The following is a 25,561-nucleotide window of genomic DNA, read 5'->3' as shown; positions in this document are numbered from 1 at the left end:
TCATGCACCAATATGTGATTGAACTGGCCTCGCTGATGGCGATCTTCTTTTTCGCTATTGTTTCGCCCGGCGCTGATCTCGCCATGGTCATGCGTCAGGCCATGGTGCATGGACGCCGCCAGGCCATCATCACCAGCTTCGGCGTCGGAACGTCTTTGATGTTCCATGTGACCTATACGATCCTCGGTCTCGGGCTGATCATCTCTCAGTCTGTCTACCTCTTCAACATCGTCAAATGGCTTGGCGTCGCTTATCTCATCTATATCGGCATCAAGTCGCTGCGTGCTGGCAAAACGGATATGACGGTGGTGGATGCGCTAGACGAGACTCCGCGCGCCAGCCAGCAATCGGCGCTCAAGGCGTTCACACTCGGTTTTGCGGCCAATGCGCTGAACCCAAAACCGGTGTTTTTCTTTCTCTCGATCTTCTCGACGGTCGTCAGCGTCCACACGCCCATCCCCATCAAGTTCGGATATGGACTGGTGATGGCAAGCTGCCTGATCGTCTGGTTTGTCGGTGTCAGCATGTTCATGACGACACCGCGCATGCGTGCCGCTTTCGGGCGCGCCAGTCAGTGGATCGACCGCACCAGCGGCGTGGTGTTTATCGCGCTCGGCATTAAACTCGCAACGGAAAAAGCGGCCTGAGATCAGGTCAAATCGGACAGGGCGGGCGGCAGTCTCGTCCGTAGTTAATCAGGAACAAGAACATGGCTTATGATGTAGTTGTTATCGGCACCGGACCCGGTGGTTACGTTTGCGCGGTCAAGGCGGCCCAACTTGGTTTGAAGGTTGCCGTTATCGAAAGGCGCGCAACCTATGGCGGTACGTGCCTCAATGTCGGCTGCATTCCATCCAAGGCTTTGCTGCACGCATCCGAAGTTTTCGCGCATGTCGCCCACGGCGTTGATAGCCTTGGCATTGAGGTTGCTGCGCCAACGCTCAATCTTGAGAAGATGATGGGCCATAAGGACGGCGTGGTGAAGGCCAATGTCGATGGCGTTGCCTTCCTGTTCAAGAAGAACAAGATCGACACCTTTCAGGGTCTCGGCAAGGTTGTTGCAGCTGGCAAAGTTTCCGTCACCAACGATGCGGGCGAGGTTCAGGAAATCGAAGCCAAGAACATCGTCATCGCAACCGGTTCTGACATTGCAGGTATTCCGGGCGTGCAGGTCGATATCGATGAGCAGGTCATCGTCTCCTCCACGGGCGGCATTGCTTTGACAAAGGTTCCTGAAAAGATGATCGTCGTTGGCGGCGGTGTTATCGGCCTCGAGCTTGGCTCGGTCTGGTCGCGTCTCGGTGCAAAAGTCACGGTTGTTGAATATCTCGACAACATTCTCGCTGGCATGGACGGTGAGCTTTCCAAGCAGGCGCAGCGTCTGTTTGCCAAGCAGGGCATCGATTTCAAGCTGGGCGCGAAGGTCACCGCAGTCGAGAAATCTGGCGATGGTGCCAAGGTCGTGTTCGAACCGGTTAAGGGCGGTGCGGCTGAAACGCTGGACGCCAATGTCGTTTTGATTTCGACAGGTCGCAAGCCTTACACCGAAGGTCTTGGTCTGGCAGAAGCAGGTGTCGTTCTGGACAGCCGTGGCCGCGTCGAGATTGACGGTCACTACAAGACCAATGTGGAAGGCATCTATGCCATCGGCGACGTGGTCAAAGGTCCTATGCTGGCCCACAAGGCTGAAGACGAAGGCGTGGCTCTTGCGGAAATCCTCGCCGGTCAGCACGGCCATGTGAATTACGATGTCATTCCCGGCGTCGTCTACACCCAGCCGGAAGTCGCCTCGGTCGGCAAGACTGAAGAGGAATTGAAAGCCGCAGGCATAGCTTACAAGGTCGGCAAGTTTCCCTTCACGGCCAATGGCCGCGCGCGCGCCATGCAGGTTACCGACGGTTTCGTGAAAATCCTTGCCGACAAGGAGACGGATCGTGTTCTTGGCGGTCACATCCTCGGCTTTGGTGCCGGTGAATTGATTCAGGAAATTTCTGTTCTGATGGAGTTTAGCGGCTCGTCCGAAGACCTCGGCCGTACCTGCCATGCGCACCCGACCATGTCGGAAGCCGTCAAGGAAGCCGCACTCGCGACCTTCTTCAAGCCGATCCACATGTAATCGATAGACATCAAAAAGGCCGCATTCCCCAGGAATGCGGCCTTTTCTTGGATGCTTTTCGCCGACGAGGTTACGCGCGGATGGCGTGCAGATACTGGAAGTGCCGGTCATATTGCAGAAGCACGTCCTGAATGAGCTCTTGCTTGGTGAAGCCCATCACGTCGTAATCCTGACCACCATCTGCCAGAAGCACTTCTGCACGATAGTAATATTCTGCTTTCTGGCGGCTGGATTGGCTTTCAAAGAAGCTGTAGCCCGGCGTCTCATAACGGCGCATACGAATGCCGTAGATAAATTCTTCGGCCTCTCCCGGCGTGACGGTGAGTTTAAGCCTGTCCGCTTCCTTATCCAGTTTCGAGGTCAAGCTGCGTTTCTCCAGTTCCAGAGCAACCGCCTCCAGCGCTGGTGTTGCCGTTTCCTGAAGGAAGCGTTCCGTCTCAGCCTTGCCGGGATGGTGCAGAATGCCTTGCAACTGCCGCTGCCAGCTTGCCGATTGGCGGGGCCGCAGGCTCTGGACCAAAGCGTTCTGGCGCAGGCCTTCGCGTTGCAGCCCTTTCCACAGGCCCCAACACATCAAAAGCATGACGAATGTGAAGGGCAATGCGCCTGCAATCGAGGCGGTTTGAAGGGCATCCAGTCCACCCGTCGAGAGGAGAATGGCACCGATGATACCGGAGACGATGGCCCAGAAAACGCGCCGCGCCGTCGGTCCATCCTCGCGTCCGCCCGATGTCAATGTATCGATAACGAGGGCTGACGAATCGGCACCCGTGACGAAGAAGAACACGATGAGCGCCATGGCAAACCATGAAACGTATACGCCAAGTGGGAACTGTTCGAGGAAAACGAAGAGCGCAAGCGTGACGTCATTAGCTACGGCCTCTGAGACGGCAGTCGTTGCGCCGGTCAGATGCATGGAAATGGCGGTGTCACCGAAGACGGTCATCCACGCGAAGCTGAAACCTGTAGGCACAAGCAACACGCCGGCAATGAACTCACGGATCGTACGGCCACGCGAAATGCGGGCGATGAACATGCCAACGAATGGCGACCATGCGATCCACCAACCCCAGTAGAATAGGGTCCAGTCGCCCAGCCAGTCGGCTGGTCCCTGGTTGGGGGCGTAGGCATACATGTAGAATGTGCGCAGAACGAACTGGTCGAGATAGGCACCGAGGTTCTGCACGAATGCGCGAAGCAGGAATGTCGTCGGTCCCATGACGAACACGAACAGCATGAGGGCCACGGCCATCAGCATGTTCAGGTTGGACAGAAACTTGATGCCCTTATCGAGGCCGGTTGCGACGGATACCGTAGCCATCCCCGTGATGACGACGATCAGCGGCAATTGTATCCAGAAACTGATCGGCCAGCCGAGGACGTGGTTGAAGCCGGCATTGACCTGAAGCACGCCAAGCCCGAGCGATGTGGCGACGCCGAAGAGGGTGCCAATGACCGCGAAGATATCGACGGCATTGCCGATCGGACCATATATGCGATCGCCAATCAGCGGATAGAGCGCCGAACGCATCGTCAGCGGCAGGCCATGGCGGAACGAGAAATAGGCCAGCGACAGGCCGATGACGGCATAAACCGCCCAAGCATGCAGACCCCAATGAAAGTAGCTGATCTCCATGGCGGTGCGGGCGGCCTCGATGGTAGCGGGGTCGCCGACGGGAGGTGCGGTAAAATGCTTGACTGGCTCTGCCACGCCGAAAAAGACGAGACCGATGCCCATGCCAGCGGCAAACAGCATGGAGAACCATGCACCATAGCTGTAATCAGGCTCCGAATGATTGGGGCCGAGCTTGATTTTGCCATGGCTGGAAAAGCCCAGATAGAGCATGAACATGAGGAAAATGGCGACGGACAGCAAATAGACCCAGCCAAGTTCGGCAACGATCCATGACTGCATGGAACTGAAAAAGGCAGCCGAGCCTTCAGGCACTATCACGCCGGCAATAACGAATATCAGCGTCAGTGCAACGGACCATATGAATACGGGTTTGTTGACGCCTTCCGTCAGGCCCACGCGTTTGCCGACCTCGGGCGTTTGCGGTTCGGTCATGGAAATCCCCTCTCCAGATACAAGTCGTAAACGGCGCTAGACAGCGCTGTGCTTGACGGAGGGAATGGTTTGCGCGCCAGATGGTTGCATGACGCGGGCGGTTTTTTATTTAGAATATTCTAAATTTACAGTGGGTTAGGAGGTGTAGTTCGTCTTACTGAACGGCTGTGACGGTAAAACCCCTAGTGCGTAAAAGCTCGATGACGCCAACGTCGCCCGGCAGATGCAGCGCACCGACGGCCATGAAAACGTTACCCTGTTCCAGATGCGGCGCGGCACCGTCCGCCATGACATGGTTTCGATCGTCGATGATGCGTTGCTCGAAGGCTGCGTATCCATCCTGTGTCTGGCTGTCATCCTTGGCATCGATGTTTTTCATCATGGGCATGATGGTGCCGATATCGCCTGCGAGATAGAGATCGATCATCGTCGCCATCACATCGTCCATGCGGTCGCCCATTTGCAGCATTTCGATCAGGGACTGAATGTGGAAGGACATGGGCAGTTCGGAAATGGCGGTCAGCTGTTCCAGCAGAGTTTCGAGACCCACCAGTTGCTTTCCGTCGCGGACGGCATCATTGGCGAGCTGCATGTCCAGAAAGCTTGCGCCTTTTGCCTTGCGGGCAAATTCGCAAGCGGGAAGGGCGACGAAGCTCGACAATATCCAGGGCTTCATTTTCACCACGGCATTAAGCGGAATACCGCGCTCCTTGAGGCCGCTTTCCAGTTTTGCGACATCGTCTTTCGAGAGCATGTCGGTAATGGATTTGCCGTCGAGAAACATCGTCAGTTCCGGCTTTGACAGCAGGGATGCGGACGCCTGTTTTTCGCTGGTGATCTCGTCGGATTCGACGATGACAGTAGCGGCCTTCGCAAACGCTTCCTTTGCACCATTGGGCATTGCCAATACGCGGGGATCGGAAATATGCATGGTGCCGAGTAGCCAGGATGGCTCGACGTCTGCCTTTTCGATTTTCCAGAAAGCACCTTTGCCGTTTGGTATTTTTTTGGCTTCCGCAAGGATGGTGTCATAGCGCGCCGGATCGCTTTTCTGCATGTCGACTAGAAGATCGCTTCCCGCGCAGGTTATGGATTGCTCGGCTGCATTGGCCTGGCTCAGCGACAGCAGGGTCAAAGCCAGAACGGCAAGGGCCGTGACATGCAGCGAGGCGAGCAGCCACAACAGCGTATCACCCAAACGGCCCATCAGCAGCGATGTCAGGCTCTGCGGCCTGGAAAGAACGGTCATCGAATCACCCCGGTTTTCTGCCGTCGTTTATAACGGCGGGGGTTGCACGGAGGGTTAATAGCTATAGTTAACAAACTGTTGGCGGTTGTTTCTTTTTAAACATGGATCGAAACACCGTCATTCTTTCGGCCCTATGTGCTATGCGCGCGGATGGGCGTTGTCGTAGATGTCGAGCAGTCTGGCGGTGTCCACGCCGGTGTAAATTTGCGTGGTGGACAGGCTGGCATGGCCGAGTAATTCCTGGATTGTGCGAAGATCGCCCCCACCCGCCAGCAGATGCGTGGCGAAGGAATGGCGTAACGCATGCGGCGTGGCATTTTCCGGCAGACCGAATGCACCGCGCAATTTCTGCATCTCCCGCTGGATGATGGCAGGCTGGAGTTTAGCACCACGCGCACCGACAAAAAGCGGCTCGTCCGTGGGCAGGGGATAGGGGCAGAGTGCGCGATAGGCATCGACGGCTTCCAGAACAACGGGAAGCAGCGGGACGATGCGCATCTTGTTGCCTTTTCCGGTAACCCGAAGACTGCGTGTACCGCTGGTCAAGTCGGCGGGCGTTAGGCTCAAGGCCTCGGAGATACGCAGACCACAGCCATAAAGCAGGGCCAGCACCGCGGCATTGCGTGCTGCAATCCATGGTTCTTCGGAAAGCTGTGCTTCCGTTGTGGTTATCGTCAGGGCCTGCCGGTCTGTGAGCGGCTTTGGCAGGGATTTTGGTTGTTTGGGCGAGCGCATGGCCGTGGCACCGGCGGCATTGACCAGCCCCTTTTTCTCCAGATACCGCAGGAAAGATCGAAGACCTGCGAGATGCCGGCCCAATGAGCGGGCACCGGCACCTTCTTTTCGACGCGAGGCCAGAAAGGCACGCAGATCAACGGCACGCAGATTGCTGACATCGTTGATGCGCGTCGGATGCCCGAGATATCCCGTCATGAACATCAGGAACTGGCGGGTATCGCGTTCATAGGCTTCGACCGTGTTGTCCGACAGACGACGCTCACCCTCCAGTGCGCCAAGCCATGACTGGCGTTCGCTTAGAAGGTCAGGATTGGCAAAGGTCAGGATTTCATCCACGTCGCATCTTCCTTATATCTGGATGGACACTAGAGAACTGCCGTCAGTATTTGGTTAAAATGCGGGTGACATGGCGCGGCGTGTTCCGCTAAAGGTTCCCTTTTCGTTTGGCAAAGGGCATGGTCGCCAACATCATGGCAAAAGATTCGACCGATCTGTTTGGGGCGCTGTTTGGCGATCAACAGCCGACACACGGTGCGCCTGTGACGTCGGTGCCCGTTCTGGTGCCGATGCCAGCGCCTGGGCCCTACAGCTATTCAGTTCCAAACGACATGGTGGTGGAGCCGGGTTCCATCGTGCAGGTTCCCCTGGGTCCACGCCAGGTTATCGGTGTCGTCTGGGATAAGACCGATGGTGCATCTGTCGACCCCAAGAAGCTGCGTCCCATAACAAAAAAATTCGATTGCCCGCCGATGCGCGATGAAATGCGGCGTTTCATCGATTGGGTGGCCACCTACACGTTGTCGCCTCCGGGTCTGGTGGCGCGCATGGCCCTGCGCGCGCCTGCTGCATTCGACCCTGAACCGATGATCGAAGGTTTGCGGCTGACCGAGGCGCGTCCGGAACGGCTGACGCCTGCGCGCGGGCGTGTCATCGACTTGGCTGGTGAGGGGCATGCCTGGACCAAAAGCGGTCTCGCCAATGCTGCCGGCGTATCGACCAGCGTCATCGACGGTTTGGCCAAGCAGGGCATTTTCGAAACTGTTTTCCTGCCCGCTCCACCTGTCGTGGCTGAGCCCGATCCTGATTATACCGAGCCTCGCCTTGAAGGGCCGCAAAAGCAGGCGGCGTCAGAGATTCTGGAAGACGTCAAGAAGGGCGGCTTTGCGGTTTCGCTGATCGATGGCGTGACCGGGTCTGGCAAGACCGAGGTCTATTTCGAGGCCGTGGCCGAAACCCTGCGGCAGGGCAAACAGGTGCTGATCCTGTTGCCGGAAATCGCGCTGACAGCGTCATTCCTGGATCGCTTTCAGGACCGTTTTGGCTCGAAACCGGCGGAATGGCATTCCGATCTGTCACCGCGCATGCGTGAAAAAGTCTGGCGGCAAACGGTGACGGGTGAGGTGCGGGTGGTTGCCGGTGCGCGCTCTGCGCTGTTTTTACCTTTCGACAATCTTGGCCTGATCATCGTTGATGAAGAACATGACCCTGCCTACAAGCAGGAAGACCGCGTCTATTATAATGCCCGCGACATGGCGGTTGTTCGGGCGCGAATCGCTGACTTCCCAGTCGTGTTGGTATCAGCGACACCGTCGGTGGAAAGCCAGGTCAACGGCACGTCGGGCCGCTACAACACCATTCATCTGCATACGCGGTTTGGTGATGCGGCAATGCCGGACCTGCATCTGGTCGATATGCGCCGCCACCCACCGGAGAGGGGTGGCTTTCTGTCGCCGGTGCTTCTGCGCGGCATCGCCAAAACCATCGAGAAAGGCGAGCAGTCACTGCTTTTTCTGAACCGGCGTGGCTATGCACCGCTGACGCTATGTCGCGTTTGCGGTCATCGCTTCCAATGCCCGCAATGTTCCAGCTGGCTGGTCGAGCATCGCTTTCGTAGCCAATTGCAGTGCCATCAATGCGGCTACAATCAGCCGACGCCTGATCACTGCCCGGAATGCGGCACATTCGATCATCTGGCCGCCTGTGGCCCCGGCGTGGAGCGTATTGCCGAGGAGGTCGAGAAACATTTCCCCGAGGCGCGGACCATCGTGCTGTCTTCTGACCTGATGGGTATCAAACGCTTACGGCTGGAACTGGAAGCCATCGTCAAAGGCGAGGCGGATATCGTCATCGGCACGCAGCTCGTCGCCAAAGGACATAACTTTCCGCTGATGACGCTCGTTGGTATCGTCGACGCGGATCTGGGGTTGGCGAATGGCGACCCACGCGCAGCGGAACGCACATTCCAGCTTTTGTCACAGGTCACGGGCCGAGCAGGCCGAACCGGCCTCAAGAGCCATGGCCTGTTGCAAACCTATCAACCGCAACATCCCGTCATGCAGGCCATTGTTTCAGGCGACGCCGCTGCATTTTACGAACGCGAAGTGATCGAGCGGGAAAAGGCATTGCTGCCGCCGTTCGGTCGCTTGGCCTCTCTCATCGTTTCTGCCGATACGCGAGCGGAAGCCGAAACCCATGCGCGTGGACTGCGCGCATCCGCACCGCAGGCGTCGGGCATCATGCTTCTGGGGCCAGCCGAAGCGCCGCTGGCGCTTATCCGCGGACGGTATCGTTTCCGGCTGCTCGTCCACGGCAAGCGGAACTCCGACATGCAAGGCTTCATGCGGGCCATGCTCACTGGCGGGCCGAAAGAGCGTGGATCGGTACATGTGCAGGTGGATATAGACCCACAAAGTTTTCTCTGAGCTTCTTTCGATGTGTCGTCTGCCATGGCATAAGGCGGCAGGGGATCACTGATTTGGGGACTATCATGGAGTTTTATTTTCCGACCGAATTCGGCGAGCAAATGGCTTTTGTCGCTGCGGCCGTGTCTGCCGTAATCGGGCTTTTCATCATGTTTGCACCTGGGGTGACGTTTCGCCTGTTCGGTTTGCAATTTATGACGGATCGACGGGACGGGCTGGTCCTTCTACGCTCGTCTCTCGGCGGCTTTTATCTCGGCTTTGGCGCAACTGCGCTGCTTTTGGCGCAGCCCATGGTCTATCTTGCATTCGGCGCTTCTTTTGCGCTTGCCGTGTTCGGTGCCATTCTCTCGATCCTATCGGATGGTGGAGCAACGGTGCGAAATTGCCTACTCCTGGTTGTTCATTCCGTCTTGGCTGCATTGCCGTTGATGTACGTCTTCGGGTTGTTCTAAAAACGATTTTGCGTCGATAATGATGTCATTGCGGGTCACAACTGCGTAATTTGAAAAAATTAACGTTCCAGCTCTGGCTCAAAAGACACTTTCCGTTACCACGCGTGTTGCGAGTCCCGGCTTCCTATGCTAGACGGACCGCGAAATCGATAAAAGACAGGGGGGAATTCCGGTCTTTTTCGGGGAAATTGAAACGATTTCAAGAATTTGGCGCGCCGCGAAATCGGCCCCTGTTTCTTGGACGATTAGCAGGGAAAAAGTGCCCGTGGCAAATGCCTCCCATGGAACATCCGGTGTAGCGGAAAGGTATGCGTCGTCGCTTTTCGAGCTCGCTTTGGAAGCGGGTGTTGTTGATGCAGTCGGTGCCGATCTCGATACGTTTCAGGCTCTGCTTGATGAAAGTGATGATCTGAAGCGTCTGGTTGCGAGCCCGGTCTTTTCTTCTGAAGATCAGTCGCGTGCCATTTCTGCTCTTGCGGTGAAGGCTGGTATCTCTGGTCTGTCCGCAAACTTTCTAAAGGTCGTTGCTGGCAATCGTCGTCTGTTTGCTGTTCCCGGCATGATTGTTGCCTACCGTGAAATCGCTGCCGCTCATCGCGGTGAGATTACTGCCGAAGTAACTTCGGCACATGCGCTGGATGAGGCGCAGGAAACTGAACTGAAAGCGGCGCTGAAGAGCGTCACTGGTAAGGATGTGAAGGTCGCACTGACCATCGATCCATCCATTCTTGGCGGTCTTATCGTCAAGGTTGGCTCGCGCCAGATTGATACGTCTCTTCGCACCAAACTTTCCACCCTTAAGCTTGCACTGAAAGAGGTTGGCTGATGGATATCCGCGCCGCGGAAATTTCCGCAATTCTAAAAGACCAGATCAAAAATTTCGGCAACGAGGCAGAAGTCTCGGAAGTCGGTCAAGTGCTTTCCGTCGGTGACGGTATTGCCCGCGTTTACGGCCTCGACAGTGTTCAGGCCGGTGAAATGGTCGAGTTCCCAGGCGGCATTCGCGGCATGGCACTCAACCTCGAAAACGACAACGTCGGTGTTGTTATTTTCGGTTCCGACCGTGACATCAAGGAAGGCGACACCGTCAAGCGGACTGGCGCTATCGTTGACGTTCCTGTCGGCCCAGAGCTTCTCGGCCGCGTAGTCGATGCTCTCGGCAACCCGATCGACGGCAAGGGCCCGATCAACGCAACGCGCCGTTCGCGCGTTGACGTCAAGGCTCCTGGTATTATTCCGCGCAAGTCGGTTCACGAGCCCATGTCGACCGGCCTCAAGGCCATCGATGCTCTGATCCCGGTTGGCCGTGGCCAGCGCGAACTTGTTATCGGCGACCGTCAGACAGGCAAGACAGCGATCATTCTCGATACGATCCTGAACCAGAAGGCCATTCACGACAGTGGTCCGGACAGCGAAAAGCTGTACTGCGTCTACGTGGCTATCGGCCAGAAGCGTTCGACGGTTGCCCAGTTCGTGAAGGTTCTGGAAGAGCGTGGCGCTCTGCAGTACTCGATCATCGTTGCCGCAACGGCTTCCGATCCTGCTCCGATGCAGTACCTGGCACCGTTTGCCGGTTGCGCCATGGGCGAATATTTCCGTGATAACGGCATGCATGCCCTGATCGGTTACGACGACCTTTCCAAGCAGGCTGTTGCCTACCGTCAGATGTCGCTTCTCCTGCGTCGTCCTCCGGGCCGCGAAGCTTATCCTGGCGACGTTTTCTACCTGCACTCCCGTTTGCTCGAGCGCGCCGCCAAAATGGGTGACGATGCTGGTAATGGTTCGCTGACGGCTCTGCCTGTCATCGAAACGCAGGGTAACGACGTTTCCGCGTTCATTCCGACCAACGTGATCTCGATCACCGACGGTCAGATCTTCCTCGAAACCGACCTGTTCTATCAGGGTATCCGTCCGGCTGTTAACGTCGGTCTGTCGGTGTCGCGTGTTGGTTCTGCCGCTCAGATCAAGGCCATGAAGCAGGTTGCCGGTTCGATCAAGGGCGAGCTTGCCCAGTATCGTGAAATGGCAGCATTCGCCCAGTTCGGTTCCGACCTCGATGCCTCCACGCAGCGCCTGCTGAACCGTGGTGCACGTCTGACCGAATTGCTCAAGCAGCCACAGTTCTCTCCGCTCAAGACGGAAGAACAGGTTGCGGTGATCTTCGCTGGTGTAAACGGTTACCTGGACAAGGTCGCTGTTGCTGACATCAGCAAGTTCGAGCAGGGTCTGCTTTCCTACCTCCGCTCGGAAGGCAAGGACATTCTCGACACCATCCGCACGGAAAAGGCTGTGAGCGATGACACCAAGGGCAAGCTGAAGACTGCTCTTGAAAACTTCGCCAAGTCTTTCTCCTGATTAGCCTCGTGACTGGGACGGATAACGGATGCCTTCACTAAAGGATCTGAAAAACCGCATAGCCTCCGTAAAGGCGACGCAGAAGATTACCAAGGCGATGAAAATGGTCGCCGCGGCGAAGCTTCGGCGCGCCCAGGAAGCTGCGGAGGCCGCCCGGCCTTACTCGCAGCGTATGGGTGCCGTGCTTGCCAATATCGCTCAAGCGGTAGAAGCAGACGTTGCTCCGGTTCTAATGACCGGTACGGGCAAGGACGACGTGCATCTGCTCGTCGTCTGCACGGCTGACCGTGGTCTTTGCGGTGGTTTCAATGCACAGATTTCCCGTTTTGCTCGTGATCGCGCTCGCAAGCTGATCGCGCAGGGCAAGACGGTCAAGATCATGACTGTCGGCAAGAAGGGCTACGATAGCCTGCGCCGCGAATTCTCATCCAACATCATCGAGCGCATCGAACTGCGTGACGTGAAGCGGGTGGGTTTCGAGAATGCCGATGGTATCGCCAAGAAGATCATTGCGCGTTTCAACGCCGGTGAGTTCGATGTCTGCACGCTGATCTATTCCGAATTCAAGTCGGTCATCAGCCAGATCCCGACGGGTCTGCAGCTTATTCCTGCTGCGGCACCAGCGGTCGAGGTTGAGCAGTCTGCAACGACGGCGATTTACGAATACGAGCCGGATGCGGCTTCCATTCTGGAAGACCTTATTCCGCGCAACATTTCGGTTCAGGTTTTTCGGGCTCTGCTCGAAAATGTGGCTGGCGAAATGGGTGCCAAGATGAGCGCGATGGACAATGCCACGCGCAACGCCGGTGAAATGATCAACAAGTTGACGCTTTCCTATAACCGTCAGCGTCAGGCTCAGATCACCAAGGAACTGATTGAAATCATTTCGGGCGCGGAAGCGCTCTGAGGTTAAGGAAAGAGGGTAAGGATAATGGCTAAGGCAGCTACCCCAAAGAAAACCGCAGCGATCACTGGCGCGACCGGCAAGGTTAAGCAGGTTATCGGCGCTGTTGTCGACGTGGCGTTCGAAGGCGATCTGCCTGCGATCCTCAACGCGATTGAAACTGACAATAACGGCAACCGCCTGGTTCTCGAAGTTGCGCAGCACCTCGGCGAAAACGTCGTGCGTACAATCGCCATGGACTCGACAGAAGGTCTGGTTCGCGGTCAGGCCGTTCGTGATACGGGCGCTCCGATCACCGTTCCTGTTGGTCCTGAGACGCTTGGTCGTATCATGAACGTCATCGGCGAGCCTGTTGACGAAGCAGGCCCGCTGGTTACCTCCGGCATGCGCTCCATTCACCAGGAAGCGCCATCTTACGTGGAGCAGTCCACCGATGGCCAGATTCTGGTCACCGGCATCAAGGTCGTTGACCTTCTCGCCCCTTACGCAAAGGGCGGCAAGATCGGCCTGTTCGGCGGCGCTGGCGTTGGCAAGACCGTTCTCATCATGGAACTGATCAACAACGTCGCCAAGGCGCATGGTGGTTACTCGGTATTTGCTGGCGTGGGTGAACGTACCCGCGAAGGCAACGACCTTTACCACGAAATGATCGAATCTGGCGTGAACAAGCTGGGCGGCGGCGAAGGCTCCAAGGCTGCTCTCGTTTACGGTCAGATGAACGAGCCGCCAGGTGCGCGTGCGCGCGTTGCTCTGACGGGTCTGACTATCGCTGAAGACTTCCGCGACAAGGGCCAGGACGTTCTGTTCTTCGTGGACAACATCTTCCGCTTCACGCAGGCTGGTTCCGAAGTGTCGGCTCTCTTGGGCCGTATTCCTTCCGCTGTGGGTTATCAGCCAACGCTGGCAACCGACATGGGCCAGATGCAGGAACGCATCACCACAACGACCAAGGGTTCGATCACCTCGGTTCAGGCCATTTACGTACCTGCCGACGACTTGACCGACCCTGCACCGGCAACATCGTTCGCCCACTTGGACGCAACGACGGTTCTGTCGCGCTCGATCGCTGAAAAGGGTATCTACCCGGCTGTTGACCCGCTCGACTCCACGTCGCGCATGCTCGACCCGCTGATCGTTGGCGAAGAGCACTATGAAGTTGCCCGTAAGGTTCAGATGACCTTGCAGCGCTACAAGGCTCTCCAGGACATCATTGCCATCCTCGGCATGGACGAACTGTCTGAAGAAGACCGTTTGGCCGTTGCGCGCGCTCGTAAGATCGAACGCTTCCTGTCTCAGCCGTTCTTCGTGGCTGAAATCTTCACAGGCGCTCCTGGCAAGCTCGTAGCTCTCGAAGACACGATCAAGGGCTTCAAGGGTCTCGTCAACGGCGAGTACGATCACTTGCCGGAAGCTGCTTTCTACATGGTCGGTTCGATGGAAGAAGCCATCGAGAAGGCTAAGAAGATGGCTGCTGAAGTCGCCTGATAATGCTATCAATAAAAGGCGCGTGGCTTTTCCACGCGCCTTTGTTCGTCGCGCAACAGAAAAGAAGTGAATAGCCATGGCCGACAGTTTCAAATTCGAACTTGTTTCTCCGGAGCGTCTGCTTGTTTCCGAAACGGTTACTGAAGTTGTCATTCCCGCCACGCTTGGCGAAATGACGATTCTGCCGAACCATGCGCCTGTTATGACGACTATCAAGCCCGGCGTCGTCAAAGTGAAGTTCGCTTCCGGCGAAACGCATAAATACGTTGTGTTCGGTGGTTTTGCCGACATCGTACAGAGCGGCTGCACATTGCTTGCCGAATCTGCCGTTGCAGCCGATGAGATGACACCGGATACGCTTCAGAAGCGGATCGATGCTGCCAAGGCAGAAATTGACGAGACCGGTCATCACGAACATCGCACGAAGCTTGAGAAGTACATGTACGAGCTGACGAACCTCCACGAGGTTCTCGTCGCCGCTTGAAAGGACAGGGCGGGTTCTCCAAAGGAATGACGCCCCCTCCGGTTTACGAAAGCGGCCTAGATGGCCGCTTTTTTTGTTTTCATATGAGGGTATCGCGGCCAAGATGCCGCATCGGCCACGAACGACATGTAATGCAGTGCGGTCCGTAACGGATAAGGTCCCATCTGATGCCAGGCAAAAACATCTCCAGACCAGTCATCAGAATGTCGCGTCGCGATGGCGTTGTTTCCACCGGCAAACGCTCCGTGCCGGAAGAAGTGCCGATCGCCTTTTCCTACGGGGGCTCGACCCACGCGGTGATGATGGCGACACCCGCTGATCTCGAAGATTTCGCGACCGGCTTCAGCTTAACGGAGGGCATTATCTCCGGTGCTGACGAGATCGACTGCATCGATGTCCTTGATGCAGACCGAGGATTTGACGTGCAGGTCACGCTTCGCGATGCGCAGGCGGATGCCCTGCGTCTTCGCCGTCGCCATATGGCCGGGCCTGTCGGTTGTGGTCTTTGCGGTATCGAATCCATCGAGCAGGCGGTGCGCGCGGTGCCCGATGTGTCGGACGTGCGTCTCGGCATTGACGCGGAAACAATCGCTACAGCAATGAACGCGCTCAATGGTGCGCAGCCGCTTCACCACCAAACACGTGCCGTTCATGGGGCGGGCTTTTACGTTCCGGAAATTGGATTCATTGCCGTGCGGGAGGATGTCGGTCGGCATAATGCACTTGATAAGCTGACGGGTGCAGTGCTGCGCTCAGGGCATGACGGTCGGGACGGTGTCGTGGTCGTAACGAGCCGTCTCTCCGTTGAAATGGTGCAGAAGGCTGCAATCCTTGGAAGCGCCATATTGGTTGCCGTGTCGGCACCAACGGCGCTTGCGATCGAAACGGCAGATGCCGCGGGGATGACGTTGATTGCGCTCGCACGGGGCGAAGACTTCGAAGTGTTCACACATTTCGATCGCGTGACTGTTGATACAGCGCAGGCTCATTTTACGTCGTAGAGGTTTAGCCGATTTTGCTTTTGGCTCCGCCTCTGCTATTCGTCAATTATGGTGCTGCGCTGTGGCCCAGCCACTCAGAATGAGCATGATGCGCTGGTCGATCCGTTAGAACCGCTCTTGGTTGAAGGGAGCGTCACGTGTCGATGGACGCGGATCGCGGGAGAACGATGTGCAGCAAGAAGTGATTCCCAAGCCGCGAGGTGTGGCTCAAGAATCCGAGTTCGGTCCATGGCTTGCAAAGGCGTCCATTCTGGTCGTGGATGACGAGCCGGGAATCCGAAATTTTCTCATGCGCACGCTGGAGCCGCGCTGCAAATTCGTGGACGAGGCCGCCGATACCGCCGAGGCCAGCCGCAAGCTGGATGAGCGGCATTTCGATATCGTCATCCTCGACAACATCATGCCGAAGAAGACCGGGTTGGAGTGGCTGACCGAACAGCGCGCCATCGGGCTTTATGCGGAAGCCATTCTGATGACGGCCTATGCCGATCTCGAAACCGCCATTCTGGCAATCCGGGCCGGTGCTGCCGATTTCCTGCTGAAACCGTTTCGCTCCAACCAGCTTCTCAATGCGATTTCTCGTTCGCTGGACCGAATCCAGTTGCAGCGTGAAAACTTTGCGCTGAAATACGAACTCAAGGCTGCGTCCGATCATCTTTTCCTGCGTGACCGCTTGGTGGGCAGTTCCGCCACCATCCAGCAGACACGGGAGATGATCAGCCGCGTTGCACCGCTTCCCACATCCGTCTTGCTGACCGGTGAATCCGGCACTGGCAAGGAAGTGCTGGCCCGCTCGATCCACGAATTGTCTGACCGCGCCGGCAAGCCGTTCGTTCCTATAAATTGCGCAGCCATTCCCTCCGATATGCTGGAAACAGAGTTGTTCGGCCATGTGAAGGGCGCGTTTACAGGCGCGGATAATCGGCGCGAGGGGCTTTTCATGCACGCGCAGGGTGGCACGCTGTTTCTGGATGAAATCGGTGAGATGCCGATGGCGTTGCAGAGCAAGTTGCTGCGGGTAATCGAAGACCGGAAGGTGCGGCCTGTTGGGGCGGAGCGCGAAGTGCCGGTGGACATCAGGCTCGTTTTCGCCACCAATGCGGATCTGGCGAGCGACGTCGATAAGGGGCGGTTCAGGGCCGATCTTTATTATCGCATCAATGTCATGCAGATTTATCTCGCGCCCTTGAGGGACCGCGAGCGCGATGTGGTGGAACTGGCTGACCTTTTCATGCACAAGCTCTCGCAGCAACTGGGGATGCCGCCGGTCCATATCGACAATGCTGCAAGGTCCATGATGCTGGCTTATCACTGGCCGGGCAATGTGCGTGAGTTGCGCAATCTGATCGAGCGCAGTCTTATTCTTGGCAGGTTTCCCAATGATCTGCGCGGTGGTTCGCCATCGCCTGTTGCCAGTGGCACGTTGGATGATGTCGAGCGCCGACACATTCTGGCCGTGCTGGAGGAGCTGGGCGGCAACAGGGATGAGGCGTCGCGTCGCTTGGGCGTTTCCCGCAAGACGATCGATCGCAAGCTGTCGTCCTGGCATGGCTGAAGACACGTCGCCACCCAAGACAGTGAAGTCATCGCGCTCCGTTCGTGTTCGCCTGCTTGCCATTGCGCTTTTGCCGATGCTGGTGGTGTTGCCGCTGCTGCTCGGCGTGACGATGACGCGGTGGAGTTCCAAGTTTGATGCCTTGCTGATCTCCAAGGTGAATGGTGATCTGACCATCGCGCACCAATATCTGGCGACAATTCTAGAGAACACCGGCGAGCGTCTGGATGCCATCGCCAATTCGGCACGGCTTCACGACATATTGGTGCAGCAGCAGTCGCTGCCGCTTGCCGAATATCTGGAAACGAGCCGGGGCAGGCTGGGTCTCGATTTTCTGTTCGTCATCGACATGAATGGTGCGGTCACGGCCAGCGCCGGTTCGCAAGTGGCAAAGGTGCGCACCGATTGGCCGGTTCGTGCCAAGGCGCTTGGCGGCAGTCCTTCCTTTGCGATGGATGTATTTTCGCAAAAAGAGCTGCGCGATATTTCACCCGATCTGGGTGACCGCGCAACGTTGGAGCTGGTGCCTGCATCAGCGGAAAAACAGTTCGAGACGCGCGGCATGGTGATCCACGCCGCAAGCCCTGTGATGCTGCCCGGAGGGGAAGTGGCTGCGCTGGTGGGCGGCAAGCTCTTGAACCAGAATCTCGATTTCATCGACACGATCAACGATCTGGTCTACCGCGAGGCAAGCCTTCCCGACGGTAGTCAGGGAACGGCGACGCTGTTTCTGGACGATGTGCGCATCAGCACCAATGTGCGCCTGTTCGAAAACCGCCGGGCGCTGGGAACGCGGGTGTCGGATGCGGTGCGATCGACCGTGCTGGATAACGGGCGTGTGTGGCTCGACAGCGCTTATGTCGTCAACGACTGGTATATCTCGGCCTATGAGCCGCTGACCGACAGTTATGGCAAGCGGATCGGCATGCTCTATGTCGGCTTTCTCGAAGCGCCGTTCGCACGCACCAAATATGAGACGTTGGGCTCTGTTATCGCTGCCTTTTTGGGGATCACGATCCTCAGCATTCCGGTGTTTCTGCGCTGGGCGCGTGGCATTTTCAAGCCGCTGGAGCGCATGACCCAGACCATTGCCAGTGTGGAGGAGGGGGATATGGGTGCCAGAACCGGCCTGCCACCCATGAATGATGAAATCGGGCGGGTGGCTGTGCATCTCGATGGTCTTCTGGCAAGGCTTCAGCAGCGCGAGGGTGAGTTGCGGGCGTGGAATGAGGAACTGAATGTGCGCGTGGAGGAGCGGACGCAGGAATTGCAGCTCGCCAACCTGCAAATCGAAGCGACGACTAAGCAACTCGTGATGTCCGAGAAGCTGGCAACCATCGGTGAAATCACCGCAGGGGTTGCGCATGAGATCAACAACCCGATCGCCGTTATACAGGGCAATCTGGAGGTGGCACGGGCCGTGCTGGGACAGCAGGCAGATGCGGCGACAACGGAATTCAACCTGATCGACGAGCAGGTGGACCGCATCAGCCGGATCGTGGGCAAGCTTTTGCAGTTTGCAAGGCCGGAGGAATTCGCCGGTTATGTGGAACGACAAAACCCTGCAGATGTGATTTCAGATTGCATGCCGCTCGTCAAACATGTGCTGAGCAGGGCGGGCATCGATGTGGTGCGTGATGACCGGGCTGACGGGCAGGTCATGATGAACCGCACGGAGCTTCAGCAGGTCCTGGTCAATCTCATCGTCAACGCTGCACATGCCATGCCACAAGGCGGCACGCTTGCTCTGCGCAGCTATGATGCTGAAAGACATGGCTCTCAAGGCGTTTCGTTCATTGTGGCTGATACAGGTATTGGCATGAGCGCGGATGTGGTCGAGCGCATTTTCGATCCGTTTTTTACCACGAAGCGTCAGGAAGGCACCGGGCTTGGTCTCTCCGTTAGCCAAATGCTGATCGTGCGCCAAGGTGGCGACATCACCGTCGAAAGCACCGTCGGCCATGGCACGACATTTACGATCTGGCTGCCGCAGACTGTCTGATCTTCGTCGTTCTCAATATTCAAAATCATGCAGGCTGGACATTTTGTCGCGGCAGGTGGGACATTTTGTCTCAGCGCTCACCCTGCCGCATTTTATCCCTTTGATAAATAATAATTTTCATTCTGGCACATGATTTGCTGAGCAGTGGTTGCAACACAAAGGCTGCTGAAAACAAGCGTTCCCGTCAGAGGTAACCGGTTTCGGCAAAGCCTGTGGGGCTTGGGACATTGTTTCGGAAGAGTGGGGCGCGCCTTGCCCGATTATGGCAGGGCGCGCGAGCAGGGCCGGAACATAAACAACAATCGAAATTTATCGCTTTGCGGTGAATGGAGGGACATCACAATGACTGCTACGAACGAAGCATTCGCGCCGGGGGCGACGGGTGCTGGTCTTCTGGACCGTGAAAGAATTATCGCAAAGCCGGGCTTCAATCGTTGGCTGGTGCCACCGGCTGCGCTCTGCATCCATCTTTGCATCGGCATGGCTTACGGCTTTTCCGTTTTCTGGCTGCCGTTGACCAAGGCGATCGGCATCACCTCTTCCGTCGCTTGCGCCGATTTGACATTGGGCTCGGCCCTGTTCACGACGACTTGCGACTGGCGCGTCAGTGACCTTGGCTGGATCTACACGCTGTTCTTCGTGCTGCTTGGCTGCTCGGCTGCCATCTGGGGCGGCTGGCTGGAGCGTGCCGGTCCACGCAAGGCCGGTTTCGTATCCGCCATCTGCTGGTGCGGCGGCATGGCCGTTGCGGCTGTCGGCATCATGACCCACCAGCTGTGGCTGATGTGGTTCGGTGCTGGCGTCATCGGCGGTATCGGCCTCGGCCTTGGCTATATCTCGCCGGTTTCGACCCTGATCAAGTGGTTCCCCGACCGTCGCGGCATGGCGACCGGCATGGCAATCATGGGCTTTGGCGGTGGTGCGATGATCGGTGCGCCTTTGGCCGATACCCTGATGCGCCATTTCCGCACCGATGCTTCCATCGGCGTCTGGGAAACATTCCTCGTCATGGCGGCGATCTATTTCGTGTTCATGATGGCTGGTGCATTCGGCTACCGCATTCCGCCAGCAGGCTGGAAGCCTGAGGGCTGGACCGCCCCGGCTGCCAAGAACTCGATGATCACGACACGACACGTTCACCTGAAAAACGCGCATAAGACCAAGCAGTTCTGGATGATCTGGTTGGTGCTGTGCCTGAACGTCTCTGCCGGTATCGGCGTTCTCGGCATGGCGTCGCCAATGCTTCAGGAAATCTTTGCCGGTTCGCTGCTGGGTCTGCCGGACGTCAAGTTCTCGGATCTAACGACGGAACAACTGGCCTCCATCGCCGCCATTGCTGCCGGTTTCACCGGTCTGCTGTCGGTCTTCAACATCGGCGGTCGGTTCTTCTGGGCGTCGCTGTCCGACCGTATTGGCCGCAAGGCAACCTACTTCACCTTCTTTGCCCTTGGCATCGTGCTTTACGCATCGGCTCCATGGGCTGCCGGTATCGGTAGCAAGGCGCTGTTCGTCGGTATGCTCTGCATCATCGTTTCGATGTATGGCGGTGGCTTTGCCACGGTACCTGCCTATCTTGCGGATATCTTTGGTACGCAGTTCGTGGGCGCGATCCACGGTCGTTTGCTCACTGCTTGGGCAACGGCTGGCATCATCGGTCCTGTCGTCGTGAACTACATTCGCGAAGCGCAGATCGCAGCGGGCATTCCGCGCGCTCAGGTCTATGACTTCACAATGTATATTCTGGCAGGCATGCTGGCGCTGGGGTTGATTGCCAACCTCATGGTCAAGCCGTTGGCGGACAAATGGTACATGTCGGACGAAGAGGTCGCATCGCTTCAGGCCAAGACCAAGTCGACAGACGCCGGTCCTTCCGGTTCCTTCGGCATCGGCAAGGGTGGCTTCGATGCCAAGGCGCTGATCGCCTGGGCCATCGTCGGTATTCCCATCGCCTGGGGTATCTGGATCACGTTGCAGAAGACGTTCGTTCTGTTTACCTGATCATCTCATCTCGACGGAAAAGGCGGCTCGGGCCGCCTTTTTTATTTTCAAAGTCTCTACGAGATTACCTTCAGGCAGATAGCCGTTTGGAAACCGGTTGTGCGTCATAGGTGGTGGAGGCGCTTGCCGTGCCCACGTTGAACTGGGTCAGCAACTCCCGTAGGCTTTCCGCCTCGCGCGCCAGTCCGTGGCTTGCTGCGGTGGTTTCCTCCACCATCGCGGCGTTCTTCTGGGTGGCCTGGTCCATCAGGTTCACGGCATTGTTGATTTCAGCCAGGCCGGTCGCCTGTTCCTTGGATGCTCTGACGATAGTCGAGACGTTGACATCGATATGGCTGACCTGCAACGCGATCTGCTTGAGGGCATCACCCGTCTGACCAACGAGATCAACGCCATTGGCGACATGCTGGCGAGACGTATTGATAAGTTCCTTGATCGCCTTGGCAGCGCTTGCAGAACGTTGCGCAAGTTCACGGACTTCCTGGGCAACAACGGCAAAACCTTTGCCAGCTTCACCGGCGCGCGCGGCCTCCACACCAGCATTCAGGGCCAGAAGATTGGTCTGAAACGCGATGTCATCGATGACGCCGATGATATTGGTGATTTCGCCGGAGGACTGGGAAATCTTATCCATCGCTCCAATGGCCCGGTGAACGATGTCGCCGGAGCGCTCTGCACTTTCCTTTGTTGAGCCGACCAGTTTTCCGGCTTCGTCCGCGCCTTTGCTGGAATCCTTCACCGTCGTGGTGATTTCCTCTAGGGCAGCGGCGCTTTCTTCCAGAGATGCGGCCTGCTGTTCGGTGCGGCGCGCCAGCTGGTCTGCGGCCACGCGGATTTCTGCAGAGCCCGAGGCAATGGTCGCAGCGTTTTGTGCCACCGTTTGCATGGTCGAGCGCAGTTTTTCGATCACCTCGTTGAAGTCGCCACGCAGCTTCTCCATGCTCGGGACGAAGGGTTTATCGAGACGTTGGCGGAGCTCTCCTTCCGCCAGAAGGCGCAACGCATCGCCCAGAGTTGAGATGGCGCTCATGCGAGGCGTCACATCCGTCGCGAATTTGACGACTTTTACGACCTCTCCCTTGTCGTTCAAGATCGGGTTGTAGGCAGCCTGGATCCAGACTTCCTTGCCGTTTTTGCCGAAACGTACGAACTCATCGGAAATGAACTCGCCTGCTGCCAGTCGTTTCCAGAAATTTGCGTATTCGCTGGAGGCGGCGTAAGCAGGCTCGCAGAACATGCGATGGTGCTTACCGGCGATATCCGTCAATGCGTAGTTCAGCGTGGCGCAGAAATTATCGTTGGCGGTGATGATTTCGCCCGTTGGCAGAAATTCGATGACGGCCTGCGAGCGCGAGATCGCTTCCAGCTTGCCACTATCTTCCTTTGCCTTCAGTTTTTTCGCAGTGATGTCAGTCGCAATTTTTACGACTTTGTAGGGCCGACCGCCGCGATAGACAGGATTGTAGGATGCTTCGATCCAAATCTCGGTACCGTCCTTGCGGATGCGTTTATAGTCCTGTGCGTCAAATTTTCCGCCCGCCAGGCTTTTCCAAAACTCGGCATAGGCTTGGGTACCCACATAGTCTTTATCGCAGAAGATGCGGTGGTGCTTGCCGACGATCTCTTCCAAACCGTAACCAAGTGCCTTACAGAAATTCTCGTTTGCGTTGAGAATATTCCCTTTCAGATCGAACTCGATCATGGCTTGAGAGGCTGAAAAGGCCTCAAGGACGTGTTTGTTGTTCGCATTTTTTCCCAGCCAAAGCATATCGTCTCCAAGTGAGCTGAAAAAAGCCGCGGCTGTACATTTCTAAGTCGCGCGCGTTTTCGATTGAGTTTCGGTCACACTGATAAATTCATTCTCTAATTGCATTAGAGCTTATTAATATTAATACAAAGTTGATGACAACTATCGCCGAAGTTTATTTTTGTCGCGCGCAAGACTAAATTTGGGCTGGATTTAGCGATGTCGGATAATTGTTTATTTTGGCTTTATATCCTGCAGATGGAGAACCGTTTTGTGAAGCTTGGAGCGTTTTTATCGGCACGCGCAAAAGCAAAAAACGCTGTCCGGCAGGTGCCCAACAGCGTTTTGAAGTCTTCGATAATAAAGGTGATCAACGCAACGCTTAAGCAGCGATGTCCTCTAGGTCTGCGCCTTTGAACATCTTGGCGAGGTTCAGGAAGCAGATCATGCCGTGTTCGTTGGCAATGATACCTTCCGAGAATGACTTGTCGAAGGAAGCGGATACTTCCGGAACTGGCTGTACCTGGCTTGCTGGGATCGTCAGAATGTCCGAAACACGGTCGACAAGCATGCCGATGACCATGTTGTGCACTTCTGCGACGACGATGGCGCTACGCTCGTTGGCAACGGTGCTCTTCATGCCAAGCTTGTAAGCGAGGTCAATGATCGGAATGACCGATCCGCGAAGGTTCATAACGCCGATTACGTCTTTTGGCGCGTGTGGCAATGGTGTGGACGGAGCCCAGCCGCGAATTTCACGGATCGTGGTCGTTTTGACGCAGAACTCCTGATCGTGGAGACGAAACGCGATGATTTCGAGGGTATCGCCACCAAAGTTCGTAGAATTAATCGTAACCATCAGAATTCTTCCCAATCCTTGTTCTGGGCTAGTGCAAGCGCACCGACGCTAGCGTATCCGGATTTTGGCATCCTGCCTGGTGTACGAACAACCGGGGCTTTGTCTTCCGGCTTCATCCTATGATTTGTAACAGAAGAATGTTTCCCAAATCTAAACTGCGTTAACAAATTTCTCAGTACATCGGCTTCGTGAGCAAGGCTGTGGCTGGCGGCCGTCGTTTCTTCCACCATCGCGGCATTTTGCTGCGTATTGGTGTCCATTGCTTCGACGGCGTGATTGATCTCTTTCAGCCCGGTGGCCTGTTCTCGCGCAGTTTCGACGATTGCACCGACATGATTGTTGATTTCGGAGACCTGCGTTACGATCGTATCGAGCGCTTTGCCGGTTTCACCAACCAGTTCGACGCCTTCCTTCACCTGTTCGGCAGAGGTGTTGATGAGGGTTTTGATTTCCTTGGCAGCTTTGGCAGACCGTTGCGCAAGCTCTCGTACTTCCTGGGCGACGACTGCAAAGCCTTTTCCGGCTTCACCAGCACGAGCGGCCTCGACGCCGGCGTTCAGGGCAAGGAGATTGGTCTGGAACGCGATGTCGTCGATGACGCTGATAATGTTGCTGATTTCGCTCGATGATTGCGAGATGCGCCCCATAGCTTCGATCGCCTTGCCAACGACAGCTCCCGAACGTTCGGCACCTGCCTTTGTTTTTGCAACGAGCTGACCGGACTCTTCTGCGCGGACTGTGTTCTGCGCGACGGTTCTGGTAATTTCGTTGAGCGCTGCAGAGGTCTCCTCGACAGCTGCGGCTTGCTGCTCCGTGCGCTTGGCAAGATTATCCGAGGCTTCGCTGACTTCGCGCGATCCGGTGGCGATGCTGCCGGTGCTTTCCGCAACATCACGCATAGCGCTCTGCAGCTTTTGCAGCGAGCCGTTCAGATCCTGACGCACCTTTTCCAGTGTTGGAATGAACGGTGTTTCAATGGTGGCAGTCAGGTCGCCATTTGCCAAGGCTGTCAGGCTGTGTGCCAGCTCATCCACTGCGCGAACGCGTTCAGTGACATCGGTCGCAAACTTCACGACTTTGAAAACCCGACCTTCCTGGTCCATGATGGGATTGTAAGACGCCTGAATCCAGACCTCTTTGCCCCCCTTGCCGATGCGCTTGAATTCGGCAGAAATGAATTCCCCTGCCGCAAGCTTGCGCCAGAACTCAACATAATCGGCACTGTTGCGGAACTGCTCGTCGCAGAACATGCGGTGGTGCTGCCCACGGATTTCCTGAAGGCTGTATCCCAGGCAGGAGAGAAAATTCTCATTGGCGGTGATGATGTCGCCAGACGTGGTGAACTCGATGATGGCCTGAGCGCGCGACAATGCGTTGAGCTTGCCGGAGTCTTCAGCGGACTTCGTCTTGGCCTCGGTGATCACGGTTGCGATCTTGACGATGCTCTTTACCCTGCTACCGATGACGATAGGGTTATAGGAGGCCTGGATCCAGACTTCGCGTCCACCATTAGCGAGCCGCTTGTACTGCTGTGCCTGATATTTTCCATCGGCAAGATTTTTCCAGAATGTGCGGTAATCCTGACTTTTGGCATAGTCAGCTTCGCAAAACATGCTGTGATGCTTACCGACGATTTGCTCGGCGGTGTAGCCCATGGCTCGGCAGAAGTTCTCGTTGGCTGAAAGAATTATGCCACCGGTGTCAAACTCGATCATCGCCTGTGAGTGGCTAAGAGCGGTTAGAACGGCTTTCGCATGCGTTCCAAGAAGAGATAGCACGTGGATGACACTCCATGACAATGGCACACGCATGTGCGCATTGCGGCTTTTGCTGTTGCGCGCGGACG

General features: G+C 56.6%; 19 protein-coding genes. 13 read left to right on the top strand and 6 right to left on the bottom strand.

All coding sequences use genetic code 11. From position 1 onward, the window contains the following. Positions 1-2 precede the first annotated feature (2 nt). A complete protein-coding gene (locus DSM25558_RS06345) occupies positions 3-647 on the top strand; it encodes a LysE family translocator (RefSeq protein WP_077102962.1) in 645 nt (214 codons plus the stop codon). Positions 648-709: 62 nt separating this feature from the next. After that, positions 710-2,116 (top strand): dihydrolipoyl dehydrogenase, encoded by a 1,407-nt coding sequence (lpdA, locus tag DSM25558_RS06340; RefSeq protein ID WP_077102960.1) that lies wholly within the window; start codon positions 710-712, stop codon positions 2,114-2,116. A 70-nt stretch (positions 2,117-2,186) separates the two neighbouring features. Here the strand turns inward: lpdA and DSM25558_RS06335 are convergent, their stop codons facing one another. From DSM25558_RS06335 to DSM25558_RS06325, 3 genes are all read right to left on the bottom strand, one after another. Further along, on the bottom strand, positions 2,187-4,184 hold the full coding sequence (locus DSM25558_RS06335) for a BCCT family transporter (RefSeq protein ID WP_077102958.1): 1,998 nt from the start codon (positions 4,182-4,184) through the stop codon (positions 2,187-2,189). 154 nt (positions 4,185-4,338) lie between these two features. Then, positions 4,339-5,433: a TraB/GumN family protein gene (locus DSM25558_RS06330; protein ID WP_077102956.1), complete on the bottom strand. Its 1,095-nt coding sequence runs from the start codon at positions 5,431-5,433 to the stop codon at positions 4,339-4,341. Positions 5,434-5,571: 138 nt separating this feature from the next. Next, positions 5,572-6,507, bottom strand: a complete 936-nt coding sequence (locus tag DSM25558_RS06325) for a tyrosine recombinase XerC (RefSeq protein ID WP_077102954.1) — start codon at positions 6,505-6,507, stop codon at positions 5,572-5,574. Positions 6,508-6,641: 134 nt separating this feature from the next. Here DSM25558_RS06325 and DSM25558_RS06320 point away from each other — a divergent pair, with 134 nt between their 5' ends. The 11 genes from DSM25558_RS06320 to DSM25558_RS06270 all read left to right on the top strand — a co-directional run bounded on the left by DSM25558_RS06320 (position 6,642) and on the right by DSM25558_RS06270 (position 21,109). Further along, a complete protein-coding gene (locus DSM25558_RS06320; RefSeq protein ID WP_077103137.1) occupies positions 6,642-8,873 on the top strand; it encodes a primosomal protein N' in 2,232 nt (743 codons plus the stop codon). Between the two features lie 65 nt (positions 8,874-8,938). Continuing rightward, the gene (locus DSM25558_RS06315) at positions 8,939-9,325 is read left to right on the top strand and encodes an AGROH133_08824 family phage infection protein (protein WP_077102952.1); all 387 of its coding nucleotides are present in this window, start codon (positions 8,939-8,941) and stop codon (positions 9,323-9,325) included. A gap of 259 nt (positions 9,326-9,584) precedes the next feature. Beyond that, the gene (locus DSM25558_RS06310; RefSeq protein ID WP_200800728.1) at positions 9,585-10,151 is read left to right on the top strand and encodes a F0F1 ATP synthase subunit delta; all 567 of its coding nucleotides are present in this window, start codon (positions 9,585-9,587) and stop codon (positions 10,149-10,151) included. Beyond that, entirely contained in the window at positions 10,151-11,680 is a 1,530-nt protein-coding gene (gene atpA, locus DSM25558_RS06305; RefSeq protein WP_077102948.1) for a F0F1 ATP synthase subunit alpha, read from the top strand. The genes DSM25558_RS06310 and atpA overlap by 1 nt, the downstream gene beginning before the upstream one ends. Before the next feature lie 28 nt (positions 11,681-11,708). Beyond that, complete coding sequence (locus DSM25558_RS06300) at positions 11,709-12,587, top strand: F0F1 ATP synthase subunit gamma (protein ID WP_077102946.1); 879 nt, start codon at positions 11,709-11,711, stop codon at positions 12,585-12,587. Between the two features lie 24 nt (positions 12,588-12,611). Beyond that, entirely contained in the window at positions 12,612-14,069 is a 1,458-nt protein-coding gene (gene atpD / locus DSM25558_RS06295) for a F0F1 ATP synthase subunit beta (protein WP_077102944.1), read from the top strand. Positions 14,070-14,145: 76 nt separating this feature from the next. After that, positions 14,146-14,553, top strand: coding sequence for a F0F1 ATP synthase subunit epsilon (locus tag DSM25558_RS06290; RefSeq protein ID WP_077102942.1), 408 nt, complete (start codon positions 14,146-14,148; stop codon positions 14,551-14,553). Between the two features lie 167 nt (positions 14,554-14,720). Further along, positions 14,721-15,554, top strand: coding sequence for a formate dehydrogenase accessory sulfurtransferase FdhD (fdhD, locus tag DSM25558_RS06285; RefSeq protein ID WP_077102940.1), 834 nt, complete (start codon positions 14,721-14,723; stop codon positions 15,552-15,554). A gap of 169 nt (positions 15,555-15,723) precedes the next feature. Then, positions 15,724-17,109, top strand: a complete 1,386-nt coding sequence (locus DSM25558_RS06280; RefSeq protein WP_244554126.1) for a sigma-54-dependent transcriptional regulator — start codon at positions 15,724-15,726, stop codon at positions 17,107-17,109. Then, positions 17,102-19,111 carry a sensor histidine kinase gene (locus tag DSM25558_RS06275; protein ID WP_077102938.1) on the top strand — a complete coding sequence of 670 codons (2,010 nt, stop codon included), beginning with the start codon at positions 17,102-17,104 and terminating at the stop codon, positions 19,109-19,111. Before DSM25558_RS06280 ends, DSM25558_RS06275 begins: the two co-directional genes overlap by 8 nt. 342 nt (positions 19,112-19,453) lie before the next feature. Then, the gene (locus DSM25558_RS06270; RefSeq protein ID WP_077102937.1) at positions 19,454-21,109 is read left to right on the top strand and encodes an OFA family MFS transporter; all 1,656 of its coding nucleotides are present in this window, start codon (positions 19,454-19,456) and stop codon (positions 21,107-21,109) included. Positions 21,110-21,179: 70 nt separating this feature from the next. Here DSM25558_RS06270 and DSM25558_RS06265 read toward each other — a convergent pair whose 3' ends face one another. From DSM25558_RS06265 to DSM25558_RS06255, 3 genes are all read right to left on the bottom strand, one after another. After that, a complete protein-coding gene (locus tag DSM25558_RS06265; RefSeq protein ID WP_083716336.1) occupies positions 21,180-22,877 on the bottom strand; it encodes a methyl-accepting chemotaxis protein in 1,698 nt (565 codons plus the stop codon). Between the two features lie 361 nt (positions 22,878-23,238). Further along, a complete protein-coding gene (locus tag DSM25558_RS06260; RefSeq protein ID WP_077102935.1) occupies positions 23,239-23,715 on the bottom strand; it encodes a chemotaxis protein CheW in 477 nt (158 codons plus the stop codon). After that, positions 23,715-25,526 (bottom strand): methyl-accepting chemotaxis protein, encoded by a 1,812-nt coding sequence (locus DSM25558_RS06255; RefSeq protein WP_077102933.1) that lies wholly within the window; start codon positions 25,524-25,526, stop codon positions 23,715-23,717. The genes DSM25558_RS06260 and DSM25558_RS06255 overlap by 1 nt, the downstream gene beginning before the upstream one ends. Positions 25,527-25,561: the final 35 nt, after the last annotated feature.

This window comes from Agrobacterium sp. DSM 25558, assembly GCF_900100825.1.
Lineage (GTDB): Bacteria > Pseudomonadota > Alphaproteobacteria > Rhizobiales > Rhizobiaceae > Agrobacterium.
The sequence above is the reverse complement of the archived record's forward strand: the minus strand, read 5'-3'. Positions and strand labels throughout refer to the sequence as shown.